Below are 23,948 nucleotides of genomic sequence, written 5' to 3'. Positions count from 1 at the left end.
CCGCTACCGCGCGACCACGCGCAGGCTGGTCAGCTCGGGGTCGGCCGCGTCGGGAACGAGCATCCCGGCCGCCACTCCGGTGGTGAGGTACTCGACAGCCTCGGCGCCGACCACCTCCCCGGGGGCCAGCACCGGCACGCCCGGCGGGTACGGGCTGACCATCTCCGCCGCGACACGGCCGACCGCCTCGGTGATCGGCACCTGCTCGACCGGCCCGAAGAACGCGTCGCGCGGCGACATCGCCGTCTCCACCTCGAACGACGGACCCGGCGGCAGGGCGACCCTCGGCGGACGCTCCAGCGTGGGCGCCTCGCGGGGCAGGAGCGTCAGCGCGTCCACGAGCCGCTGCACCTCGGCGTCACCATGAGCATGCGTGAGGCGGACGCCGATCCGGCAGGCGTCGGTGGACCCGGCGTCGATCTGGCACCGAGCACGGAGCCACTCCCCCGCCTGGTACCCGGTGATCCCCAGCGGCCGGACATCGATCGTGACCGCCAGGGGGTCAAGGTCCGCCGCGCCCCCGGGGCGAACGACCTCGCGGCCCATCACCTCGAGCCCCTCGAGCCCGTCCACCGCGGATCGGAGGCGCGCGGCGCGCTCCAGGGCGCCGCCCAACAGGTCGCGGCCTTGCTCGACCATCTGCCGCCGCCAACCGTCCAGCGTCGCGTACACGAGGCTGGAGGAGCTGGTCGTGCCCAGGAGGTCTTCGCGGGCCTGCAGCACCGTGGGGTCGATCCGACCGCCCTGCAGGTGAAACGTGGAGCTCTGCTCGATGGCGCCGCCCATCTTGTGCACGCTCGTGACCACCAGGTCGGCGCCGGCGTGCATGCCCCACGCCGGCAGGTCGTCGTGGAACGGCAGATGGGCGCCCCAGGCCTCGTCGACGAGCAGCGGGACGTCGTACTCGTGGCACACGCTCGCCGCACCGGCGATGTCGGCGCACGTACCCCAGTCGGTCGGCGAGATCAGGAGCATGCCCTTCGCGTCCGGGTGCTCCTCCAGCGCGGCCCGCACGTCGTCCGGCTCGGGCGGGTGGGCCAGGTGCAGGTGATCGTCGAAGTGCGGATGGACCCACACCGGATCGATCCCGCTGATGATCAGCGCGGCGATCACCGACTTGTGCGCGTTGCGCGACACCAGGAGCTTCTCGCCCGGACCGGCCACCGAGATCATGGCGCTCTTGACCGACAACGAGCTCCCGCAGGTGGAGAAGAACGCGTGCTCGGCGCCGACGGCGTCCGCCATGAGCTCCTGCGCCTGCGACAGCACCCCCTGCGACTGGCGGCGGTCGTCCAGGCCGTTGAGCATCAGCACGTCCGAGGTGAACACTCCCTCGCCGACCACACCGACGACCCGAGGGTCCGCGCCTCTGCCCTGGCCGTGGGCCGGTGGGCCGAACACGACATCGCCGCGCCTGCGGAACTCCTGCAGCGCCTCGAGCACCGGGACACGTGAGTGGTCCATGCCGCCTCCCGTCACAGCGAGCGACCACCCGTCACGCCGATCCGGTCGCCCGTGATGTAGCTCGACTCCTGGGACGCGAAGAACACGTAGGCGGGCGCCAGCTCGGCGGGCTGGCCGGCGCGGCCCAGCGGCGTGTCACCGCCGAACTGCTCGACCTTCTCGTCCGGCAGGGTGGCGGGGATCAGGGGCGTCCAGATCGGCCCCGGCGCCACCGCGTTGACGCGTACGCCCTCCGGCGCCAGCTGCTGCGCGAGCCCCTTGGTGAAGTTGAGGATCGCCGCCTTGGTCGTGGCATAGTCCAGCAGCTGCGGGCTCGGCTCGAACGCCTGGACCGATGTCGTGTTGATGATCGACCCCCCGCGGGGCAGGTGGTCCAGTGCCGCCTTCGTGATCCAGAACAGCGCGTAGAGGTTGGTCCTGAGCACCCGGTCGAGCTGGGCCGTCGTGATGTCGCGCAGACCACCGTCCTGCGACATCTGGTAGGCGGCGTTGTTCACCAGGATGTCGAGGCCGCCGAGCCCGGCCGCCGCGTCGGCGACGAGGCGGCGGCAGAACTCCTCGTCCTGGATGTCGCCCGGCAGCAGCACGGCTGTGCGGCCCGCGTCCTCGACCCACCGTGCCGTGGTGCGAGCGTCCGGCTCCTCCTGGGGCAGGTAGGAGATCGCGACGTCGGCACCCTCGCGTGCGAAGGCGATCGCCACCGCCCGCCCGATGCCGGAGTCGCCGCCCGTGATCAGTGCGCACCTGCCGGCCAACCGGCCAGAGCCCTCGTAGGTGGACTCGCCGTGGTCCGGCTGCTGCGACATCTCGTCCGTACGGCCCGGCGGCTGCAGGTCGTCCGCCGGCTGCTCCGGCTGCGGGTGCTGGGTGGTCGGGTCCTGTGGCGTGGTCTGGTCAGACATGTGCAGCTCCCCGGTCGACGTCGCGTGCACCGTCCAGCATCGAGCCGGACGTCGTCACTCGCACCGGGAACGGGCGGGGCTGCATCACCTCGGGGCCGGTGTCGACCATCGGGTAGGCGTCCATGCCGAGCGGTGGCGAGTAGGTGCCGTGCCAGCCGACGAGCGTGCGCTCCAGGTCGTCGACCCAGTACGTCTCGCCCGGCTCGATCTTGACGGTGCTGCCCGCGTACTGGACGACCATCGGCGCCGTGGCGACACGCCGCCGCCCCTCGCCCCACCGGTGGCTGCTCGGGAGCAAGTCCGCACTGGTCGGCGGCTCCCAGAGGTTGTCCGCCTCGATCGCGCCCTCGACGAGGACGGCGACCTCGGCATGGCCGCGCCGCCGTGCGACGTCGGCCGGCGTCTCCCCCTCCCTGCTGACGGCGCCCGCGTCCGCGCCGCAGGCGAGGAGCTCGGCCGCGGCGGCGCGGTCACCCGCGTACGCGGCCTGGTGGAGGAATCCCCAGCCGGACGACGGCTTCACGTGGTGGGCGCACTCACGGGCGAACGCCGGTGACGAGCGCCAGCCGGCGCGGACCGCCGGCCAGTCGCCGTTCTTGGCGAGCTCATAGAACCGCTCGACGAGCTGCGGGGGCTCAGGGGGCATCTGCACGGTACCTCTCGACGGTCAGGCTGGGCGGACGCGCGGGTCGGTGACGCGCACCGCCCATCGTGGCACGAGACACCCCGCGGTCGTCTGCGCGTGCGTCACGTATCAGCCCCCCCGAGCGGCTCCGGCCACCGTCAGCCCACGTGCAGGAGCGGTCCTTGCTCCGAGGCGGCTGCCTCCTTCATCGCGTTCTTGCCGATCAGCACCGCGGCCACCACCGCGGCCGCGACAAGGATGCCGGCCGCGGCGAGGAACACCGCGGAGTACCCCTCCACCGCAGCCTGCGCCGAGGAAGGGTCGTCGGCGTTCGCCGTGACCGCGACGTACAGGGCCGTCACGACGGCCAGGCCGATGGACCCGCCCACCTGGTTGGACGCGTTGGCCGTGGCCGCGGCCGCACCCGCGTCGTGCGGGGCGACGCCGAGCAGGGAGAGGTTCTGCAGCGGGACGAACGTGAAGCCCATGCCGACGCCCATGACCAGCACGCCGGGGAACACCTGGGCCCAGTAGCTGCCGTCGACGGTGATGAGGCTCAGGTACGCCACGCCCAGCGCACTGATGAGCGGGCCGAAGATGAGCTGCCGGCGCGGGCCGATCTGATTGAGCAGCCTCGTCGCGAACGGGACCGTGACCATGATGCCGCCGGTGATCGGCAGGCTCGCCAGCCCGGCGAGCAGCGGGCTCAGGCCCAGCACGATCTGGAGGTGGAAGGTCAGGTACAGCATCGCCCCGATCATCACCGCGCCGGCGATCGCCTGCAGCAGGAACGCCGCGGCACGCGCCCGGTGCCGCACCACCCGCAGCGGCAACAGCGGGTGGTTGGACCGGGACTCGACGAGCACGAACGCCGCCAGCAGGACCAGCCCGAGCGCGAGCATGCCCAGCGTCGCCGCCGACGTCCACGACTCCTCGGCGAGCGTCAGACCGTAGACGAGTGCCGCCAGGCCCGTGCTGACCGTCAGCGCGCCCAGCACGTCGTAGCGGCGGTCACCCTCGGCGCGGCTCTCGGTCAGCAGCACGAGCGCCGCGACCACGCCGGCCGCGACGAACGGCACGTTGACCAGCAGGCACCACCGCCAGCTGAGGAACTCGGTGAGCACGCCGCCGACCAGCAGCCCGACGGCGGACCCGGCACCGGCCACCGCGCCGAAGATCGCGAACGCGGTGTTGCGCTCCCGGCCGTGCGGGAACGTGACGGTCATGATGGCCAGCGCGGCGGGCGCCATGAGCGCCGCGGCGACGCCCTGGACGCCGCGGGCGACGAGCAGCTCGGCGCCCGAGTGCGCCAGGCCGCCCCACGCCGAGGCGGCCCCGAACAGCACGAGGCCCAGGACGAAGGTGCGGCGACGCCCCCAGAAGTCGGCGATACGCCCGCCGAGCAGCAGGAACGCGCCGAAGGCGAGGGCATAGGCGGTGACGACCCACTGGCGTGCCGTGTCGGACAGCCCGAGGTCGGTCTGCGCGCTGGGCAGCGCGACGTTGACGATGGTGCCGTCGAGGACGACGAGCAGCTGGGTCAGGGAGACGGTGGCCAGGATCCACCAGCGCCGCGCGGGCGCGGCCGAGGCAGGCAAGGTCAAGGGAGTGTCCTTTCGACGAGTGGGGCGTCCGGGGTTTCCAGCCCCGATCGGCGCTCATCGGCACTCGACCAGACCCGACGCTGTTGTCGGTCAGACGGGGAGAGTCTAGACGACGTGGGGCCGCATCGGCCCGGCCAGCCGGAACCGCTGGTTATAGTCGCTCCATGGCCGACACCGCTCGGCGCGTGAGGACTGAGCTCGGCGCCTATCTGCGCAGGTGCCGCGAAGCAACGGAACCTGCGTCCCTGGGCCTGGCCCGCGGCCGACGGCGCGTCGCAGGACTACGACGCGAGGAGGTGGCGACGTTCGCAGGCGTGGGCATCGACTACTACACGCGCCTGGAGCAGGGTCGCGAGGCGAACCCCTCCCCGCAGCTGCTGAACGCCCTGGTCGGCGTGTTCCGGTTGAGCGAGGACGAACGTCTTCACCTGTACCGCCTGGCCGGCGCGGACGTGGTGCAGCAGCGATCTCCGCTGAGCGAGGACGTGTCGCCCGAGATCCAGGGACTTCTTGACCGGTGGTCGCTGAACCCTGCGTTCGTCTACAACGAGAGCCAGCAGATCCTCGCGACGAACTCCCTCGGCCGGACGCTGTACCGGGGCTTCTCGCGTACGGACAACTTCGCCAGGATGATGTTTCTCGATCCCTTCGCGAGGAACTTCTACGTGGACTGGGAGCGTGTCGCGCTCGAGACCGTGGGGGCGCTCCGCCAGGCGTGGGGCAAGACGTCGGTACGCGGCGACATCCAGGAGCTCGTCGACGACCTCGCCGAGGCCGACGCCGACTTCGCAGAGATGTGGGGTGCGCACGTCGTGATCGGCAAGAGTCACCAGACCAAGACACTGCTCCATCCGGTGGTCGGGCAGCTCGCGCTCGAGTTCCACGACTTCGTCGTCCCCGCGGCGCAAGGCCTGCGCCTCCTGGTCTGCGACGCGCGACGAGGGAGCGAGGCGGAGGAGTCGTTGCAGCTGCTCGCCACCCTGAGCCCTGACGCCCAGGCGCCGGTGTCTTGAGCGCACTAGTGCCGGCCGCCCGTCCCCCGGGACGCTCGGCGCGCTGGATCCCCACGACCACGGCGAGCCGCACGACCACAGCGAGCCGCGGGACACCGCGGCTCGCTGTGGTGCTCTCTCCTCCGGGAGGAGCAGCTCGCGCCCGTCAGACCGTCACACGCTCGACGATGTCGTAGTAGGCGTGCAGGTCGAGCCACTCGATGCCGGACACGACCTTCCCGTCCTTCATGGTCAGGATGTAGAGGTATCCGTTGTGGTACGGCTTGCCGTCCCGAGCACGACCCGTGCTGTCGATACGGATGATGACGTCGTCGCCGTCGGCCCACAGGCCTCGTGGCGTGATCGCCAGCGGCCCGTCGAGTCGGTCGAAGAGCGCCTTCTCCGCGTTCTCGTGCAGGTCCTTCAGACCGCTGTACTCACCGGCGACAGGACCGTGGCCGGCGATCGTCCAGGTGGTGGACTCGGTGAAGATCTCCGTGAAGAACCTCGTGAAGTCCTCCGCTCCTTCGGCCAGGGCAGCCTGGACGACCTCCAGGTTCGATTCCTCCTGGGGGGTGTACCGCATCGATTCCTCCAATGTGCAGTGGTTGTCGCGCCGAGGCGTCCGTCGTGAGACGAGAACCTCGGCACAGACAACGTATGGACGCCGCGCCCTTCGCGGGAGGCCGCGATCTCCATGGGTGTGCCACACCCCCGCACCGCCCCTGTCCGAGGTGGTCACCACCGTGACGGTGGCCGGCGAGCGCCTCCGCGACTATCCGCCCACGATCGCCAGCGCCAGGACGGCCAGGCTCACCGTGGGCACGGCCGCGACCAGGCCCCAGGCGGCGAAGCGTCGCCACGGGAACGTGACGCCGAGCGCGACGACGCGCTGGTGCCACAGGAGCGTCGCCAGTGACGCCCAGGGCGTGACCAGCGGGCCGAGGTTCACGCCGATCAGGAGAGCCATCAGCACGACAGGGTCGCCCGCGGCGATCGGTTCCAGCACGAGGTAGGCGGGCAGGTTGTTGATGCCGTTGGCGGCCAGTGCACCGAGCCCCGCGACGCGCAGCAGCTCGCCCGCGCCGTGGCCCGCGCCGGTCACCGACGTCAGCAGGGCCGTGAGGCCGTGGGCGTGCGCCGTCTCGACCAGGACGAACAGCGACGCGGCGAGCCCGAGGGCCTGCCACGGCACGAGCGCGGGCCGCAGAGCGCTCCGACGTCGTACGAGGAACAGGACGACGAGCACGACGACGGCGGCGGTCGCGGGGACCCACACGTGCGGCGTGACCGCGAGCAGGGGCAGCAGCACCAGGAGGACCAGCCCGGCGCCCCAGAAGAGCACGGGGTCGGAGGGCACGCGCTGCGCGGGGACCTGATAGGTCGAGAACAGGACCCCCCGGTACCGGAGGGTGAGGATCATGACGGGCACGACGACGCCGACGAGCGCCGGCGCCCAGCTCAGCGCGAGGAACGCGAAAGGGTGGTCGCCGATCGCGGGTGCCGCGAGCAGGTTGGTCAGGTTGGACACCGGCAGCAGCAGCGAGGCCGTGTTCGCCAGCCAGATGGTCGCCAGCGCGAACGGCAGGGGCGGGATCCGGATGCTCTGTGCGAGCAGCACGACGAGCGGCGTCAGGATGACCGCGGTGGTGTCCAGCGACAGGAACACGGTGCTGACCACGGCCAGCAGCACGACCCACACCCACAGCACGACCACCCGGCGCCGGCCCCAGCGGCCGAGGAGCTGCGCGAGCACCTCGAACACCGAGGCGTCCCGTGCGAGCTCGGCGACGATCGTGATGGCGACCGCGAACCCGAGCACGGGTGCGGTGCGTGCGCCCAGGGCCCGGGCGTCCTGTGCGGGCAGCAGGCCGCTCAGCACGCACGCGGCCGCGAGGGCGGCCATCCCGAGGACGATCCATGTGCTCAGACCGAGCCTGCTGCGTGCGCCGTTCACGCGCTGAGCATACGGACCGCGGCATGATGCCGGCCCGGATCGGGCTCGGGATGTCGCCGCCCATGCGGCCCGGTCACGCAGGCTCGGCCGCGCCGTCCTGCTGGTCCGCCCGTGGCCGGGGAATGAAGGCTGCGACGATCACGCAGACGACCGCCGCGCCGAGCCCGAGCGTCAGCGTGAGCAGGAAGCCGTCCTCGCTCGGTCCCGTGACGCCGTCGACCGTCGTGGCGGACAGGGCCAGGACCGCGCCGGCGACGGCCGCGGCGATACTCGTGCCGAGCGAGCGCATGAGTGCGTTGAGCCCGTTCGCGGCCCCGGTCTCGTGCACGGGCACCGCCTGCATGATGAGTGCCGGCATGGCCGCGTAGCCGAGGCCGACCCCCACACCGAGGACGACGTTGACGGCGAGGATCTGCCACGCCTCGGCATGGAAGACCAGTGCGATCCCGTAGGCCAGGGCGAGGACCACCGCGCCGACGATGAGCAGCACCTTGGCGCCCCAGCGCCGCTCGACCTTGCCGGCGACGGGAGACATGGCCATCATCGCCAGCCCCGAGGGCGCGAGGACGAGCGCCGCGACGGTGAGCGTCAGCCCCAGCCCGATGCCGGTCACCCGCGGCAGCACGAGCAGCTGCGGGAGCACCACGCTCGACGCGAACAGGGCGAAGCCCATCGCCACCGAGGCGAGGTTGGTGAGCAGGACCGGTCCGCGCACGCTGACCCGCAGGTCGACGAGCGGATCCTGCACGCGCAGCTCGATCACGCCCCAGATCGCCAGCACCACCACTCCCCCGGCCAGGAGGGTCAGCGTCCGAACGTCGCCCCAGCCCCACTCGCCGCCGCGCGAGACGGCGACGAGCACGCCGACGAGCCCGAGCGTCAGCCCGACGATGCCGGCGACGTCGACGCGCCCGGGTGTGCGCAGCGTGCTGGACGGCACGAAGACCGCGTAGCCCACGAAGGCGAGCACGGCGATGGCGGCCGCGACCCAGAACAGGGCGTGCCAGTCCAGGTGCTCGGCCACGACCGCGCTCAGCGGCAGGCCGAGCGCGCCGCCGACGCCGAGCGTCGCGCTGACGAGAGCGATTCCCGCGCCGAGCTTCCGCGGCGGCAGCACGTCGCGCAGGATCGCGATGCCCAACGGGATCACGCCGGCCGCCATGCCCTGCAGCGCCCGCGCGACGATCAGGGTCACCACGTCGTTCGAGAGGCCGGCGAGGATCGCACCGAGCGCCTGCAGCAGCAGGAGCGCCATGGCGACCCGGCGCTTGCCGAACATGTCACCGAGCCGTCCCGCGACGGGCGTGCAGACCGCGGCGGCCACCAGGGTCGCGGTGATCGCCCATGCGGTGTTGTCGCTGGTGGTGTTCAGCAGCTCGGGCAGCTCACCCTGGATCGGGATCAGGATCGTCTGCATGAACGAGGCCCCGAGACCCGCGAAGGCGAGAACGGCGAGGATCGCCTGCGAGCCGCGCCGACGAGCGCCGGCACCTCCCGCTGCGTGCGCGCCGCCGCCGTCGGGGGCAAGAGGGATGTCCCTGGTCGGTGTCTGGGTCATCGGTCGTTCATCCGTCTCTCTGATCGTGTCGCGAAGGTGAGACGATGTCTCATCTGGCAGATACAGTATCACCCTGTAGACTTCGGTTCATGGTCAACGATGTGCGCGATCGCAGCCGCGAGATCCTGCGCGCCGAGCTGGCGGACGCCGCCGCCACCTTCTGCGCGGAACACGGCTTCGACAAGGTCACGGCCACCGAGATCGCCCAGGGCATCGGCGTCTCGCGCGCGACGTTCTTCCGCTACTTCGCGTCGAAGGAGGACGCGGTGGTCTCCGCGGCGCGGGGGGCCGCCGCACGCGGCTCCTTCGCGCAGCGCATCGCCGAGACCGTCGATGTGGCCGAGCCCGGCTCGAGCGTGTGGGCCGTCATCCGCAGGGCGGCCGAGTCGATGAGCGACATGGCCGACGCGCGCGGAGACGCGCTGCGGGCGCGCATCCGCATGATCACCGACGTACCCGCGCTCACGGCGCACCTGGCCTCCCAACGGCGCAGCGATCAGACGGCCGTCGAGGACGTGCTGCGCGAGCGGCTCGGCGACGACCGCGCCGCCAGCGCGCTCGCCGCCGCAGCGGTCGCCGCCGCCGACCTCGCCTGGCAGGAGTGGGCCCGCACGCCCGGCTCCCGGCTGCGCCCCCTGCTCGACGCCTACTTCACGGCGCTCGGCGACGTCGCGACGGCGACGCTCCGCTGATCCGCCGGGCCGTCACCACCCCGCGGACGAACCGGCTCACCGGCGCCCAGCCCTTTCCACCGCAGGCACCTGCCAGGCTCCAGCTCCTGGACGCTCGAGCTCTCGGAGACGCCGGTCACGGGGACGGCATGAAGCCGCAGCCCGGCACCCGGGTGTGACGGTCGCACCGAAGAACGGCTCGGCCTGCCGGGACCGACGTCCCGGCAGGCCGAGCCCGCGGGATCAGCAGCGCTTGGCGCCCGACGCGACCGCCAGCCCCGTGACCGAGGTCGCCGTCGACTTGAAGACGACGGTCCGGCCCTCGCCCGCGGACGCGAACATCTGCGCCCCCGGGCTGCAGGAGGCAGCGCCGACGTACTTCCCGTCCGGCGTGTACTGCACCAGGCGCGGCATGAGCCGGTCCGAGGGGAGGGTGGCGTTCATCCACGCCTCCATCGGGGCCTCCTCGGTGATGGTGAGCGTCGTGTCCGACACGGTGAGCAGCCAGGCCCGCTTCGCCTGCGGCGAGGTCTCGTGGAACAGCACCTTGCTGCGGCCGGTGGCGAACGAGTACGCCCGCACCGAGTTGTGCCAGGCGCCGGCCTCCGTGTAGCCGGGATCGAGGTCCGTCACCCAGTACGCGCCGCGGGTGGTGAGCGCCGGATAGCTGACGCTCTCGGCGCCCGTGTCGAGCCCGGCCAGGACCGTCCTGCCGGTGCGCGTGTCGAACACCTCGGTGCCGAGCGCCCAGTCCCAGCTCCCGTCCTCGTGCTCGAAGACCTCGTACCGGACGTAGGCGATCCGGCCGTCCTTCACCGTGGGCGCGGTCGCCGGGCCGAACCAGTCGTGCTCCACGGTGCGGACCTGACCGGAGCTGCCCGTCAGGTAGCGGACCTCGTCCATCCAGGTCTCACGGTTCAGCTCGGACCACGACGTGACGCCGCCGTCCGTCCCGAGCCCGTTGACCGGGTTCGTGGTGCGGTAGAGCACCTGCTTGTACCCGCCGGTCACCGGCGCGGACATGATCCGGTAGTCCGAGTAGTCCGCGGCGACGGAGAGCCAGACCACCCGCTTGCCGTCGGTGTGGGCGAACCCGTTGGTGCGCCCGTCGTTCCCGGACACCTGCCGCGGCTCTCCCCGGCCGTCGGTACGGCCCACCCAGATCGACGGCGGCTCGGAACCGTCGGCGCTGGACCGCGGCACCGCCCACCAGCCACCGCCCGTGGACGGTTGCATGTCGACGTAGAGCCCGGTGTCGACGCGGTCGAGGAGCAGCGTGGTGCCCTTGCCGGGCAGGGTCTCCTCCCACTTCGCGGTGACCCCGCGGGAGTCGAACGCCCGCTCCACCACCTTGAGCTGCCTGCCTCCGAGCCCGAACGACCGCGCGGACGCGATCACGGCGTCCCGGCCGTCCACGAAGTCGGACAGCGGCGTGAGGTACTCGGTCAGCGCCCGGTAGACGATCTTGTCGGCCAGGTCGCCGCCCAGCGCCTCGCGGACGTCCCACAGCGCGCCGGAGACGATGGTCGAGTTGAGGTGCACGCCGCCGTAGTCGAAGCGCGCGTCGGTCTCGATGAGGTGGTTGAAGTCCGCCGTCGTCATGCCGTCGTCGAGGTCGCGGAGCGCGCAGTCGACCGGGGCCGTGGTGCGGCACAGGTCGCCGCCCAGCAGGCTCGCCTCCGGGTCGCTCATCGGGATGCCGGACACGTCGACGTCGATCGCGTTGCCGAAGTAGTCGGCGATCGCCTCGTTCAGGGCGCCCTGCTGCCCGGTGTAGAGGAAGCCCGCGGTGTGCTCGACGACGCCGTGCGTCATCTCGTGGCCCACCACGTCGAGGTCGGCGGCGAGCGACTTGTACTCCGCGTCACCGGTCCCGTAGACCATCTTGGTGCCGTCCCAGAAGGCGTTCACGAACGGGTTGCCGCCGTAGGTGATGCCTACGAAGGAGTCGATCGGCATGCCGGCGCCGTCCATGCTGTCGCGTCCGTGCACGGTCTTGTAGTACTCGAAGACCTGGGCCGCGGCCCAGTGCGCGTCGACGGCGCCGAGGTCGGTCAGGTCGGCGCCGAGCGTGCTGGAGGGCGAGACGAACGGCGCGATGCCCTCGGGCCACGTACCGGCCGTGTCGAAGTAGTCGTGCTCCGTGGCGTCCCACGTGGTGACCGGTACCGTCCGCCCGTCCGCGACCGTGTGCGTCAGGTCGACCGTCCGGTACGTACCGGTCGCGTCCTCCCGCTGCAGCGGGACGTCGACGACCGTGCCGTCGGCCTTCGTGCCCGTGCCGACCACGTCGGTCACACCGTTGCCGGACGGCGGCGGTTCGGTGGCGGCGCCCGTCCCCGCTCCGGCCGGGCGCGCACCGGCGGCCTGTCCGGGTGCGGCCAGCGTGCGCAGGCGGCTGGAGCTCAGCAGCATCGCGCCCGTGGTGGCGCTCACGTACACGTCGGTGAGCACGGGCTCGCCGGTGACCGGCGCCGCGCCACTCACCACGACGTGACGGGCCAGGACGCCGGTCCCGGCCGGCACGACGGCGAGGCCTTCGTCCGTACCGGTCAGGCCGGCCTGTGCCGCCGACGGCGCCGTGCCCGGCTTCACGCCGCCCGCGACGACCGCCGTGCCTGCCGACAGGCTCTTGCGGACCGAGTCGACCGCCCGGTCGACGGCCACTCCCGCAGGCAGCGTCTCGGCCGTCGTGTCGACGTCCAGCTCGGTGAAGTACGAGCCCGAGGTACCCGTGACCGTCCGTTCGCCACCCCGCTTCTCCATGCGGACCACGTACTGGCCGCCCACCACGGGAAGCTTCTTGTACCGCTGGTCCAGCCGCACGGTCTCGCGGGCGCCGTCCCGCTCGACGTCGGCGGTCACCAGCGTGGCGCCGACGTTCGCGATCGCGTACCGCGACCGGTGGTCGGTCAGGTGGGACCTGGCCGCCTGGTCGGGCGTGACGGTGGCGTCGACCGGCTCGTCGAGCCCGTCCACGAGCCGGGGCGTCTCGGTGCCGGGCGCCGGGTCGGCCGCCTCGGCGTCCGCGGGAGCGGCCGCCGAGGCCGCGTGCGCAGGGGCCGTGGCCCCGAGCAGCAGCGCCGTCAGCGCGATCGAGACGACACCACGACGGTGTCCTGGGAAGCGCATGGTTCCTCCTCCGGCCCTGACGGGCCCGTGTCGAGTGCTGTCCTGGAGAGAGCCGGTCGCCTCGTTGCGCCCTGTTGGGGCACAACTGTGCTGAGCGGCCTCGGGCCCGACAAGGAGGAGGATGCGCAATTGCGCAGATGAGCAGAGAGCGGAGCGTCACGCGTGCATGCGCGGCAGGAGGCCACGCTCGGCGGCGAACAGCCCGATCTGGAACCTGGTGCGCGCGCCCAGCTTCTCCGCGAGCGCGGTGATCTCGGCCTGGACGGTGCGCCGGCTGATGTCGAGGGTCCGGGCGATCGCCTCGTCGGTCAGGCCGCCGGCCATCAGGTCGAGGATGGACCGCGTACGGTCCTCCAGCGGGACCGGGGACCGGTACCGGACGGGCTCGTCGCCCTCGTCCGACGGCGCCCCGGCGCCGCGGAGCTCCCACAGCGCCTGCGGCACCGCCGCCTCCCAGAGCCGTTCGAAGAGCTCCAGGAGGGCCCGCACCAGCGCGGGCGAGTGCACCACCAGCGACGCGACGCCGGCGTCGTCCCCCTCGGCGGGGAGCAGCGCGATCCGCCGGTCCACGACGACCAGCTTGAGCGGGACCTGCGGCAGCAGACGCAGCCCCGCCCCGGTCGACCGCCCGCCGAGCGCCGTCTCCAGCGACACCGGGTCGGTGAACGTGGAACTCTCGTACACGCTGCGCATCGTGACCGCCGGGTCCATGGCGGGCCGCTCCCCCTGGGTCTCCGGCGTGACCTTGAGGTACGGCGGCCGGGCGAGGTGCAGCACCTCGTGCGTGGCGGTCTCCATGAGCTGCCAGTACAGGGCGCTGACCTGCTGCGCCCCCACGACGACGTCGACCAGGCCCGTGCCCGCCACCTGTCCCGTCGACACCTGGTAGGACCGTTCGATCTCGTCGACGTGCAGCTCCCAGACGGCGAGCTCCAGCCGCCGCTGGGCGAGCAGCCTGGTGAGCACCGACCGCGGCGGGAACGCCGTCCACCGCCCGCCCGCAGGATCCCCCGGCGCGCTCACCCGGACGACGAGCCGGTCCCGCTCGAGCGCGGCCAGCGCTCCGCGCACCTCGTCGATGCCCAGGCCCAGTGCCCGGGCGATCTCCGCCTCGTCGACCTCGCCTCGCCCCGCGAGGTGGTGGAGCACGCGGACCGGTGGTGGCGTGGCCACGCCCAGGGACCGCTGCACGTCGTCAGAGATCATGTCGGCCTGCCTCCTTGGCACACGTGGTCGTGCCAAGCCGCCGTCGCCTCGGCCACGGGCGGTCGCCCTCGCCAGCTTTCCGGAGACGATAGCTCGTCGTGGTGCGCACGCCGCCCTGTTTCACCCGCAGGGCGGGGCCGGTCGGCCCGGGCGGACGGCGGCACCGCACGCGTGCCGGGTGGCGGTGCGGGTCAACCGAGTCCCGCGAGCTGCTCCCGGGCCGCGGCGGCGCGCCGGCGGTCGCCCAGCGCCTCGCGGATCTCCACGACCCGGCGCAGCGCGGCGGCCGCCTCGGCCCTGCGCCCGGTCGCCGCCAGCGCCAGCGCCCGCACACGCAGGTACATGGCGCGGTGCGCGGGCACGTCGAGCTCGTCGACGGCGGACGCGGCGGCGTCCGCGGTCGCGAGCGCGCCCGCACCGTCGCCGAGCTCGACGAGGTTCTTGACGATCGCGGACGCGGCGGCGACCCGGGTGGTCAGCGCGATGTCCCGGGGGAACCGGTCGGGTCGCCGCTCCAGCAGGTCGATGGCGGCGCGGTCGGCGCCGATGGCGTCGGCCCGCTGCCCGAGCTGCGTGTAGGCCTCGGCGAGCATGCGGTGCGTCTGGAGCAGGCCGGCCGCGTCGTCGGCGTCGGTGAAGCAGCGGCGCGCCTCCTGCGCGTCGCGCACGACGTCGCCAGGGGAGCCGAGCAGCAGCTCGCACCAGCCCGTGTAGTACAGAGCCCACCCCTCCTGGGCGCGGTTGCCCGCGCGCCGCGCGACGTCCCGGGCGCGGTGCGCGTGCTCCAGTCCACGGGCCGCGTCGTCCCGCGTGCAGAGCTCGGCCCAGCTCAGGTACCCGAGCTGCGTGGCCAGCAGGTCGGCGTCGGCGAGGCGTTCCGCCGCCTGGACGGCCAGGCCGTAGACCTGGTGCCACTGGCCCCACTGCACCCACAGGTCGGAGAACCAGTGCAGGGACTCGGCCACCCGCACCACCAGGGCGTCGTCCTTGTCGGCCGCCGCGGCGCGCAGCGCGGAGAACCAGTGGTCCGCCTCGTCGTGCAGCCAGGCGCTCGCGGCCTCGCGGGTGGACAGGTCGACCAGCCCGGGCCGGTCGGGGCCGTGCCCGCGGGCGGGCTCGAACCAGAGGCCGGCGTCGACCGTGGTCTCCAGGATCCAGTGCCGCAGGCGCTCGGCGTGCCCGGTCGGCGCGTGCGGACCCTCGTCCCGGCGGAGCCGGTCGCGCGCGAAGATCCGCAGCAGGTCGTGCAGGTGGTACCGGTCGTGGCTGGCGGCCTCCAGCAGACCGAGGTCCACCAGCTCGTCGAGCAGGTCCACGGCCGGGTACCGGCCGGAGCCGATCAGGACGGCGCCGAGCTCAGCGGTGAACGTGGGTCCCGTCAGCACGCCGAGGCGCCGGAACAGCGTGCGTGCGGCGTCCGAGAGCTGGTCGTAGGACATCGCGAAGGCCTTGCGCAGCTCGAGGTCCCCCGCGCGGAACCCGTCGAGGCGATGGTCCTCGGAGGCCAGCCGGTCCGCGAGCCCGCCCGCGGTCCAGGCGCGGTGGCTCGCGACGCGGTTGCCGGCGATGCGCAGGGCCAGCGGGCAGCCGTCGCAGAGGTCCGCGAGGCGGTGCAGGTCACCCTCGGGCCCCTGCGCCGCAGGGATGATCCGGCGCAGGAGGGCGACGGCGTCGTCGTGGGCGAGCCGGTCGAGCTCCACGCGCAGCGTGGCGTCCAGCCCGGCCAGCGGGCGGCGGGCCGTGACGATCACCGCGGAGGGACCGGCGGCGGGCAGGACGGGCCGCACCTGCTCCTCACCGCCCGCGTCGTCGAGGATTACCAGGACGCGACGGTCGCCGAGGAGGGAGCGCCAGAGCGCGGCGGCGTCGTCCAGGTCGGTCGGTACGGACCGTACGGCGGGCTCGCACGCCTGGATCAGGCGGCGCAGCACCAGGTGCGGGTCGAGGGGGCGCCCGCCGAACCCACCCAGGTCGATGAACCGCACCGCGTCGAACCGGTCGCCGACGTCGCCGGCGGCGCGCACCGCGAGCGACGTCTTGCCGAGCACCGCCGGGCCGGAGAGCACCACGAGCGGCGACGGCGCACCGTCCGCGCCCGACGTGACGTGCGCGCCGATCGCGGACAGCTCGGCGTCCCGCCCGACGAGGTCGGCGACGGCACGAGGCAGCGGCAGCGGGGCGACGACGCCGGCCGGGGGCCGGTGGCGGCCCGCCCGGGCGGCCGCCAGGAGCGCCGCGCGGTCGGCGTCCGCCAGTCCGAGGCCGTCGGCGACGAGGTCCACGGTGCGCCGTTGCGGACCCAGGCTGGCGCCGCGCTCGATGTCGCTGATGGTGCGGTCGCTCACCCCGGAGAGCTCCGCGAGGCGCTCCAGCGTGAGGTCGGCCTCGTGCCGGAACCGGCGGAGCAGCGGGCCCAGCGCGTCGGTCATCTCTCCCCATTCCTGCGTGCTTCCTTCGTGGACGCAGTCACCGGTGACGGCCTTGGATCGAAGTGTCTCATCGTGGCGGCCGTGCTCCCGCGGTCGTCCCGCGGAAAGGAACCCCCATGTCATCCACTCCCACCATCGTCCTCGTGCACGGCGCCTTCGCCGACGCCGGAAGCTGGACCCCGGTCACGCGCGCACTGCTCGACCAGGGCTTCCGGGTCGTCGTCCCGCCCGTGCTGAACCGCTCGCTGACCGGCGACGCCGCGTACGTGCGGTCCGTCGTCGAGTCGGTCGACGGGCCCGTGCTGCTCGCGGGGCACTCGTACGGCGGCGCCGTGATCACGGTCGCCGGCGCGGCCGAGAACGTCGTCGGGCTGGTCTACGTGGCCGGCTACGCGCTCGCCGAGGGCGAGAGCCTGGGCGAGCTGCAGGGTGGCTTCCCCGACTCCGACCTCGCGGCCCACCTGGTCTACACGCCGTACCCGGTCGAGGGCGCCGAGCCGGGCACCGACGTGTCCGTGGCCGTCGACGCGTTCCCGGCGGTCTTCGCCGCCGGGGTGCCGGACGACGTCGCGACGGTGCTCGCCGTGTCGCAGCGCCCCCTGTCGGCCGTGGCGTTCGGCGAGCCCGCGCCGGTCGCCGCCTGGCGGACCAAGCCGTCCTGGGGGATCGTCGCGGCCGCCGACCACACGATCAACCCCGACGTCGAGCGCTTCGGCTACGAGCGCGCCGGGGTCCGCGAGAGCGTCGAGCTCGACGCGCCGCACCTCGTGATGCTCACCCACCCCGCCGAGGTCGCCGGCCTCATCGCGCGGGCCGCGGCGCAGACCGCCTGACGGCGTCCCCGGCCCTCCGCACTCCAAGACCCCCCGCACCGAAGGAAACCCATGACCGCCAATCCCCACGGCCTGTCCCTGGAACCCGCCGCCCAGGCGTTCGCCGAGGCCACCGACAACCCGCCGTACCTGTACCAGCTCACGCCCGAGGAGGGCCGCAAGGCCGTCGACGACGTGCAGTCGAGCGAGATCTTCAAGCCCGAGGTCGACGACGTGTGGGTCACCGTCGAGGGCGGGCCCACCGGCACCGTGCCGGTCCGGATCGTCCGGCCCGCCGGCGTCCAGGGCCCGCTCCCCGTGGTGCTCTACGTGCACGGCGCCGGCTGGGTGTTCGGCGACGCCCACACGCACGACCGCCTGGTGCGCGACCTCGCGATCGGCGCGCAGGCCGCCGTCGTCTTCCCCGAGTACGACCGCTCGCCCGAGGTGCGCTATCCCGTCGCCGTCGAGCAGGCCTACGCCGTGGCGCAGTGGGTCACCAAGGAGGGCGCCGACCAGGGGCTGGACGGCGGCCGCCTGGCCGTGGCCGGCGACTCCGTGGGCGGCAACATGTCCGCCGCCCTCACGCTGCTCGCCAAGGAGCGGGGCGACGTCACCTTCCGGCAGCAGGTGCTGTTCTACCCGGTGACCGACGCCGCGTTCGACACCGCCTCCTACCGCGAGTTCGCCACCGGCTACTTCCTCACGCTGGAGGGCATGCGCTGGTTCTGGGACCAGTACACGACCGACCCCCAGGAGCGGGACCTGATCACGGTCTCCCCGTTGCGGGCCACCCAGGAGCAGCTCGCCGGTCTGCCGCCTGCCCTGGTCATCACCGCGGAGGCCGACGTGCTGCGCGACGAGGGCGAGGCCTACGCGGCCAAGCTCCGCCGGGCCGGCGTCGACGTGACCAGCGTCCGGTACGGCGGGGTCATCCACGACTTCGTCATGCTCAACGCCCTGCACGACACGCACGCCGCGAAGGCCGCCGTCGCGCAGGCGTCGGCCACGCTCCGGTCCGCCCTGCAGGACTGACCGGGCACCGGCGTGGGGAGGGCGCCGCACCAGCGGCGCCCTCCCCACGGCGACAAGCATCTCAGCGCACGAGAGCCACGCCTCCAGCTGCGGACGACCCACGCCTGGTCCGCGCGACCGACGCATCGGCACGCGCGGCGTCACGATCACCGGAGAGCTCGGGTGCGGCGGACTGCAGGAACTCGACAACGGCCTCGGCCGGCACCTCGCACGGCTTGAGCACGGCCCCTCGGGTGGTGACCCACACGTTCGCGCTGAGCTGCTGCGCGTCGCTGAGGCGCTCGGCGCTGATCGTGACGACCTTGCCGTTCGCACGCGTCGTGCGGGTCACGCCCCAGGCCTGTCCTTCTACCCGCACCCGGGACCATCCCTCGGGGACCTGGTCGACGAGTGCGTCCAGCGCCTGGTGCTGTTGCTGATCCATCGGGTCGTGTCCCTTCGCAGACGATGTCACCGCTCCGCCGCGGGCGGGGTGGGGTCAGCCGAGGCGTTCGCCCGAGGTCGCGGAGAACACGTGGGAGTGGCCGGCCTGGATGGCCACGGAGATGACGTCGCCCTTGTCCGGCACGCCACGCGGGTCGATACGGACGATGACCTGGTTGGTGTCACCGGCGGACAGGTCCACGTCGGCGGCGTCGCCCTTGAGCGAGCCGTACACGAACGCGTCCGAGCCGAGCTCCTCCACGAGGTTGACCTCGACCTCGAACGACCCGGCGGTCCCGGCCGGGACCACGTCCAGCGACTCGGGACGGAAGCCCAGGGTCACCTTGCCGCCGTCGGAGTCCGGGATCGCGCCGGCGATGGACCGCTCCAGCGGCACGCTCGCGGAGCCGACCTTGACGCCGCCGTCCTTGACGTCGAACGTGCCGATGTTCATCGCCGGGGAGCCGATGAACCCGGCCACGAACACGTTGGCCGGGCGGTCGTACATCTCCCGCGGGGTGCCGACCTGCTGCAGGATGCCGCCGTTGAGGACCGCGATCCGGTCACCCATCGTCAGGGCCTCGGTCTGGTCGTGGGTCACGTAGACCGTGGTCACGCCCAGGCGGCGCTGCAGCGAGGCGATCTGGGTGCGGGTCTGCACGCGCAGCTTGGCGTCCAGGTTGGACAGCGGCTCGTCCATGAGGAACACCTGCGGCTGACGCACGATCGCGCGGCCCATGGCCACACGCTGACGCTGACCACCGGAGAGGGCCTTGGGCTTGCGGTCCAGGTACTCGGTCAGGTCCAGGATCTTGGCGGCCTCCTCGACCCGCTGGCGGATCTCGGCCTTCGGGGTGCCGGCGATCTTCAGGGCGAAGCCCATGTTGTCCGCCACGGACATGTGGGGGTAGAGCGCGTAGTTCTGGAACACCATCGCGATGTCGCGGTCCTTGGGCTGCACGTCGGTGACGTCCCGGTCACCGATGAAGATGTGCCCGCCGTTGACGTCCTCCAGACCCGCCAGCATGCGCAGGGCTGTCGACTTGCCGCTACCCGAGGGCCCGACCAGCACCAGGAACTCGCCGTCTGAGACCTCCAAGGTGAACTGGTTGACCGCAGGGGTCTCGGTGCCCGGGTAGACGCGCGTCGCGTGGTCGAAAGTGACCGTAGCCATGAGAAAACATCCCTCCACCGGCAGGTACGTGCCGGACGATCCGTCGTGGCCCTCACCGAGCACGGCGAGGGAGCGGGTGCAAGCTCGAAACTCGGCCTTGCAGAGTGCCTCAACACCAGGTGGTAGGTCTTTCATCCAGCTACGGTCCCCACCCTGACGACCGCCCGGCTCAGCCGACGCCGTAGACCTCGATCCGGTCCATGCTGACGACCGAGGCCGTCGACGCAGGGTTGCGCTCTCCGGTCACCCGGACCCGCAGCGTGTGCTCCCCGGGCGGCAGCACCGGGCTGAGGTAGTTCAGCTGCTCCCCGACACGGATGCCGCTGTAGAGGTCGACGCGCTGCTCGGCGCCACCGTCGATCGATATCGCGGCGATACCGTTGCCGCTGTCCCGGACGCTCAGCAGTGCGACCTGGGTGCCGTTGAACCTGATGGTCGCGGTGGCGTTCGTGGCGCCGCTCCAGTGGTCGTCGCTCCAGAAGCACTGCACGCCGCAGCCCGAGCCGGACTGCCAGGAGCCCGCGTACTGGACCTGCCACAGGCCGGTGCCGGTGTCGAAGTCGTTGATCGCCCGGGTGGCCGCGCCGGGGTCACCGGACGGCAGGGTCTGGGTCGCGCCGGCAGCCAGGGGACGGCCGAAGTTCGGCGTGCCGTCCGCGTTCCAGGTGAAGCGCTGGACCCGCGTCGTCCGGAACGAGTAGGTGTTGGTGCTGGTGTTCTTGCCGTGGTAGGCGATCCAGTCCTCCGTGCCGTCGGGAGACCGGAAGAACGAGTGGTGCCCGGGCCCCCAGACGCCGGTCGCGTCGTTCCGGGAGAAGACCGGCCCGGCGTGCTGCACCCAGTTGCCCGCCACCATCGGGTCGGCGCCGTTCGCGATGCTCTTCATCCACAGCTGGTAGTCCGGCTTGCCGGTGTCGCAGGTGGAGTAGGTCAGGAACGTGCGACCGTTGCGGTAGAGCGGTGTCGGGCCCTCCCGGACCTCGGTGCAGCCGCCGTCCGCGGGGATCGCCACCCTGCCGCCGGTCGTCGTCCAGGGATTGCTCATCCGCGCGATGTAGAGCTGCGCGGGCCCACCCTGGCCGCGGCCCGGGCCGGTCCAGACGAAGTAGTCCTGACCGTTGTGGGTGATGGGCTCGCCGTCGATCGCGTACTCGCCGAAGTCGGCGATCTTGGCCTTGAACGAGTACGGGCCCATGGGGCTGTTCCCGGCCGACTCCAGCACGTACATCCGGTGGTTGCTGTCCACGCCGTCCGACGCCGTGTAGTAGATGTACCAGCGGTCACCGACATGCCGGAACGCCGGCGCCCACATCTGGGTGTTGCGGGTCGGGTCGGAGTCGCGCCAGACGACCTCCTCCGGAGCTGCCAGCAGGGTGGCGATGCTCGGCGAGCGCCAGATGCTGACGCGATCGCCCCGCGTCGTGGCGGCGTAGTAGGTGCCCTCGTGGAAGATCACCGACGGGTCGGCGCTCGGGTTCACGGGGTTGCGGAAGGTGTTCACCACGGCTGCGGCTCGTACGGGGTCCTCCGGTGGCACGGCGGCACTGCTCGTGAACGGGGTGGCGGCGATCAGCACTGCGACCGCGAGGGCCATCCGACGAAAACGGGACATAGCGGGTCCTCTCACCGTTGAGGTGCCCGAGTATTGCATCGCGGCAAAACCCTGTCCATCACCGCTGCCGTCGGCCACCGCCGTCAGAGGCACTCCGAGTCTCGGCTCAGGTTCTTGTCCCCGTAGTAGACGGGGTCCGCGTTGACGAACCTGACCCGCACGTCGTTGCCGTTCAGCCGCTGCTCGTAGTGCAGGTGCGGCCCCGACGAGCCGCCCGTGCTGCCCACCCGGCCGATCGGCGTCCGCACCGTGACCGCGTCGCCCACCGACACCGCGAAGCTCTCCAGGTGGGCGTACAGGGTCTGGTAGCCACCGTTGTGCGTGATGACGACGTACCTGCCGTAGGACACCCCGCCCAGGTCGCGCACGGTCGTCACCGTGCCGCCGGCCGACGCGTACACCTGCTGCCCCTCGTCGGGGTTCCGGTTGAAGTCCACGGCGTTGGCCGGGCTGTGCCCGGAGCGGGTGCTCCCGGTCCAGGTCTCGCTGCACGGGAACGGGACCTGGAACGCGCCGGCACAGATCGGGACGACGTCGGTCGTGAGCCACTGCTCGCCCGAGTCCGGCCCGGACCACTGGAAGAACGCCCGCGCCCGGAAGCTGTGCCCGCCGCTGGTGCACGAGTGCGAGCCCGTGTCACCCTCGTCGCGCGTCGCGGCCCACCCGTCGAAGTTGCCGTTCTCCTTGACCGTCACCCACGTGCTCCCGTTGTGCCGCTGCAGCTGGATGCTGTTCACGGCCACGTCGTACGCGCCGTCCTCGTCCTCGATCCCGGCGTGCGCGTAGTACGACGTGCCGACCTGAAGCACCCTGATGCACCGCTTGACCTGCGTCCCGGGGCACTTGTCCCCCAACGCCTGCGCCGGCGCCGCCGTCGACGCCACGACCAGGAAGCTCGCCACCATGGCCAGGACCACCCCGAGGGCCATGCCGACGCGCCGTCTCACCAGCTCCATGCTCGTTCCTCACTCGATGCGGGACATGACAGAGGCGAGCCTGGCGCCGCGTCCTACGGCCGACCTCACCCGGATCTGTGCCGGACGGCCCCGCAGCCGGGCATCGGCACGTAGACCGCGCGTAGACCGCGCATAGGCACGATGCCCAGACTCGGCCGGGTCCGGTGCCGCCGGACGGGCCGCACCACGGGGCCGACGACGGACGAGTGATCGAGGACGACGGACATGAACATCAAGAGGACCATCGCCGCGGGGATCGGGCTGGCGCTGGGGTGCACGCTGCTGACCGCTGCCCCGGCGTACGCGAGCCAGCTCCTGGGGCGGAGCTGCTGGGGTGAGCAGGTGACCCGCTGCGTCGCCGTGTACCGGGACGACAGCGGGTGGACGAGCTCGACCGCCACGGTGTCCGACGTCTCCGGTGGCGGCGACTACGAGGTCGCGGCGAACCGCTACGGGCTGCAGGCCTGGGACGGCAGCACGTGGGTGAACTGGACCTCCGTCTACAACCAGTACGACGGCTGGTGGCCCCGCACCGACTACGGCCTCAACCCGCAGGGGATCAACTGCGGCAACGGCGGTGCGGGATTCTGGGTGCGCGCCCGCGCGTACATGACGTGGCGCAACGCCGCCACGAACGAGGTGCTGGGCGGTGCCTGGTACTACTCGGACAGCGTCTGGTGCGGATGAGTCCGGGCCACCGCTGATCTCACGCTCGGGCCGCCCGCGCGGTGGCAGCCACGGCCGGCCACCGCCCGGACCACCGCACCAGGACGACGTCGGCGCGCGCCCCGACGGTCAGCGACCCGCGGTCGGTGAGACCTGCCACGCGCGCGGGCCCGGAGGTGACGAGACCGACCGCACGCGGCAGGTCCGCCAGCCTCTCGTCCACCAGCAGCGCGACGGCGGCCATCATCGTGGCGGGCACATAGTCGGACGCGAGCGCGTCCACCAGCCCCAGCGCGACCAGCTCGCGCGCCGAGACGTTCGCCGTGTGCGAGCTCCCCCGCACCGCGTTGGGCGCCCCCGCCACCACGGCCAGGCCGTGCTCCCGGGCGGCCCGGGCCGCCACGACGGTCGTGGGGAACTCGGCCGCCGCGTGGGACGTCAACCTCATGCTGACACCCCAGGCCGACGGCACGCTGATCGTCGGCGACACGCACGTCCGCGCCGTCGACGCGCCCGTGTTCCAGGACGAGGCCGGCAACGCCGTCCTGATGCGTCTCCTGACGGACCTGCTGGGCACCGGCCTCGACGTCGTCGAACGCTGGCAGGGCACCTAGGCGACCGCACCGGGCCGCGAGTTCCTGGTGGCCGAACCCGAGCCCGGCGTGCACGTCGCGACCGTGACCACCGGAATCGGCATGACCACCGGCCTGGGCCTGGCCACCGACGTGCT

At 72.4% G+C, this 23,948-nt stretch carries 21 protein-coding genes; 6 read left to right on the top strand and 15 right to left on the bottom strand.

The window, feature by feature from the left end; genetic code table 11:
- Positions 1-3: 3 nt before the first annotated feature.
- The 4 genes from ACO229_RS07580 to ACO229_RS07565 form a co-directional block, all read right to left on the bottom strand.
- Complete coding sequence (locus ACO229_RS07580; RefSeq protein WP_397433944.1) at positions 4-1,464, bottom strand: aminotransferase class I/II-fold pyridoxal phosphate-dependent enzyme; 1,461 nt, start codon at positions 1,462-1,464, stop codon at positions 4-6.
- A gap of 11 nt (positions 1,465-1,475) precedes the next feature.
- Positions 1,476-2,366 (bottom strand): SDR family oxidoreductase, encoded by an 891-nt coding sequence (locus ACO229_RS07575; RefSeq protein ID WP_423464402.1) that lies wholly within the window; start codon positions 2,364-2,366, stop codon positions 1,476-1,478.
- Positions 2,359-3,012: a hypothetical protein gene (locus ACO229_RS07570; protein ID WP_423464401.1), complete on the bottom strand. Its 654-nt coding sequence runs from the start codon at positions 3,010-3,012 to the stop codon at positions 2,359-2,361. The genes ACO229_RS07575 and ACO229_RS07570 overlap by 8 nt, the downstream gene beginning before the upstream one ends.
- Before the next feature lie 137 nt (positions 3,013-3,149).
- Complete coding sequence (locus tag ACO229_RS07565; protein ID WP_423464400.1) at positions 3,150-4,595, bottom strand: MFS transporter; 1,446 nt, start codon at positions 4,593-4,595, stop codon at positions 3,150-3,152.
- 164 nt (positions 4,596-4,759) lie between these two features.
- On the opposite strand from ACO229_RS07565, the gene ACO229_RS07560 reads away from it, so the two are divergent.
- The gene (locus ACO229_RS07560) at positions 4,760-5,608 is read left to right on the top strand and encodes a helix-turn-helix transcriptional regulator (RefSeq protein WP_423464399.1); all 849 of its coding nucleotides are present in this window, start codon (positions 4,760-4,762) and stop codon (positions 5,606-5,608) included.
- Positions 5,609-5,753: 145 nt separating this feature from the next.
- Here the strand turns inward: ACO229_RS07560 and ACO229_RS07555 are convergent, their stop codons facing one another.
- The 3 genes from ACO229_RS07555 to ACO229_RS07545 all read right to left on the bottom strand — a co-directional run bounded on the left by ACO229_RS07555 (position 5,754) and on the right by ACO229_RS07545 (position 9,102).
- On the bottom strand, positions 5,754-6,173 hold the full coding sequence (locus ACO229_RS07555) for a nuclear transport factor 2 family protein (RefSeq protein ID WP_397410261.1): 420 nt from the start codon (positions 6,171-6,173) through the stop codon (positions 5,754-5,756).
- A 189-nt stretch (positions 6,174-6,362) separates the two neighbouring features.
- Entirely contained in the window at positions 6,363-7,544 is a 1,182-nt protein-coding gene (locus ACO229_RS07550; RefSeq protein WP_423464398.1) for an SLC13 family permease, read from the bottom strand.
- A 73-nt stretch (positions 7,545-7,617) separates the two neighbouring features.
- Positions 7,618-9,102, bottom strand: a complete 1,485-nt coding sequence (locus tag ACO229_RS07545) for an MFS transporter (protein ID WP_423464397.1) — start codon at positions 9,100-9,102, stop codon at positions 7,618-7,620.
- An 89-nt stretch (positions 9,103-9,191) separates the two neighbouring features.
- On the opposite strand from ACO229_RS07545, the gene ACO229_RS07540 reads away from it, so the two are divergent.
- Positions 9,192-9,794, top strand: coding sequence for a TetR family transcriptional regulator (locus tag ACO229_RS07540; RefSeq protein WP_423464396.1), 603 nt, complete (start codon positions 9,192-9,194; stop codon positions 9,792-9,794).
- 222 nt (positions 9,795-10,016) lie between these two features.
- Here ACO229_RS07540 and ACO229_RS07535 read toward each other — a convergent pair whose 3' ends face one another.
- From ACO229_RS07535 to ACO229_RS07525, 3 genes are all read right to left on the bottom strand, one after another.
- Positions 10,017-12,905 carry a M4 family metallopeptidase gene (locus tag ACO229_RS07535; protein WP_423464395.1) on the bottom strand — a complete coding sequence of 963 codons (2,889 nt, stop codon included), beginning with the start codon at positions 12,903-12,905 and terminating at the stop codon, positions 10,017-10,019.
- Positions 12,906-13,061: 156 nt separating this feature from the next.
- Positions 13,062-14,111, bottom strand: a complete 1,050-nt coding sequence (locus tag ACO229_RS07530; RefSeq protein ID WP_423464394.1) for a LuxR C-terminal-related transcriptional regulator — start codon at positions 14,109-14,111, stop codon at positions 13,062-13,064.
- Between the two features lie 191 nt (positions 14,112-14,302).
- On the bottom strand, positions 14,303-16,540 hold the full coding sequence (locus ACO229_RS07525) for an ATP-binding protein (RefSeq protein ID WP_423464393.1): 2,238 nt from the start codon (positions 16,538-16,540) through the stop codon (positions 14,303-14,305).
- A 116-nt stretch (positions 16,541-16,656) separates the two neighbouring features.
- Between ACO229_RS07525 and ACO229_RS07520 the strand changes: the two genes are divergently transcribed.
- Entirely contained in the window at positions 16,657-17,373 is a 717-nt protein-coding gene (locus ACO229_RS07520; RefSeq protein ID WP_397410274.1) for an alpha/beta fold hydrolase, read from the top strand.
- A 51-nt stretch (positions 17,374-17,424) separates the two neighbouring features.
- Positions 17,425-18,387 (top strand): alpha/beta hydrolase, encoded by a 963-nt coding sequence (locus ACO229_RS07515; RefSeq protein ID WP_423464392.1) that lies wholly within the window; start codon positions 17,425-17,427, stop codon positions 18,385-18,387.
- 61 nt (positions 18,388-18,448) lie between these two features.
- On the opposite strand, the gene ACO229_RS07510 is transcribed toward ACO229_RS07515, so the two are convergent.
- The 4 genes from ACO229_RS07510 to ACO229_RS07495 form a co-directional block, all read right to left on the bottom strand.
- On the bottom strand, positions 18,449-18,811 hold the full coding sequence (locus ACO229_RS07510; RefSeq protein WP_423464391.1) for a hypothetical protein: 363 nt from the start codon (positions 18,809-18,811) through the stop codon (positions 18,449-18,451).
- Positions 18,812-18,865: 54 nt separating this feature from the next.
- A complete protein-coding gene (locus tag ACO229_RS07505; RefSeq protein ID WP_423464390.1) occupies positions 18,866-19,984 on the bottom strand; it encodes an ABC transporter ATP-binding protein in 1,119 nt (372 codons plus the stop codon).
- Between the two features lie 169 nt (positions 19,985-20,153).
- Positions 20,154-21,596, bottom strand: coding sequence for a family 43 glycosylhydrolase (locus ACO229_RS07500; protein WP_423464389.1), 1,443 nt, complete (start codon positions 21,594-21,596; stop codon positions 20,154-20,156).
- Positions 21,597-21,679: 83 nt separating this feature from the next.
- A complete protein-coding gene (locus ACO229_RS07495; RefSeq protein ID WP_397415615.1) occupies positions 21,680-22,552 on the bottom strand; it encodes a M23 family metallopeptidase in 873 nt (290 codons plus the stop codon).
- 225 nt (positions 22,553-22,777) lie between these two features.
- Between ACO229_RS07495 and ACO229_RS07490 the strand changes: the two genes are divergently transcribed.
- A complete protein-coding gene (locus ACO229_RS07490) occupies positions 22,778-23,239 on the top strand; it encodes a hypothetical protein (protein WP_423464388.1) in 462 nt (153 codons plus the stop codon).
- A gap of 19 nt (positions 23,240-23,258) precedes the next feature.
- Here the strand turns inward: ACO229_RS07490 and ACO229_RS07485 are convergent, their stop codons facing one another.
- A complete protein-coding gene (locus tag ACO229_RS07485; protein WP_397415619.1) occupies positions 23,259-23,666 on the bottom strand; it encodes an amidohydrolase family protein in 408 nt (135 codons plus the stop codon).
- Between ACO229_RS07485 and ACO229_RS07480 the strand changes: the two genes are divergently transcribed.
- Complete coding sequence (locus ACO229_RS07480; RefSeq protein ID WP_423464387.1) at positions 23,665-23,832, top strand: hypothetical protein; 168 nt, start codon at positions 23,665-23,667, stop codon at positions 23,830-23,832. The two genes, ACO229_RS07485 and ACO229_RS07480, sit on opposite strands and share 2 nt — an antisense overlap.
- Positions 23,833-23,948: the final 116 nt, after the last annotated feature.

Source organism: Promicromonospora sp. MS192 (assembly GCF_049532985.1).
Taxonomy (GTDB): domain Bacteria; phylum Actinomycetota; class Actinomycetes; order Actinomycetales; family Cellulomonadaceae; genus Promicromonospora.
This window is presented reverse-complemented; position numbering and strand designations above follow the sequence as displayed.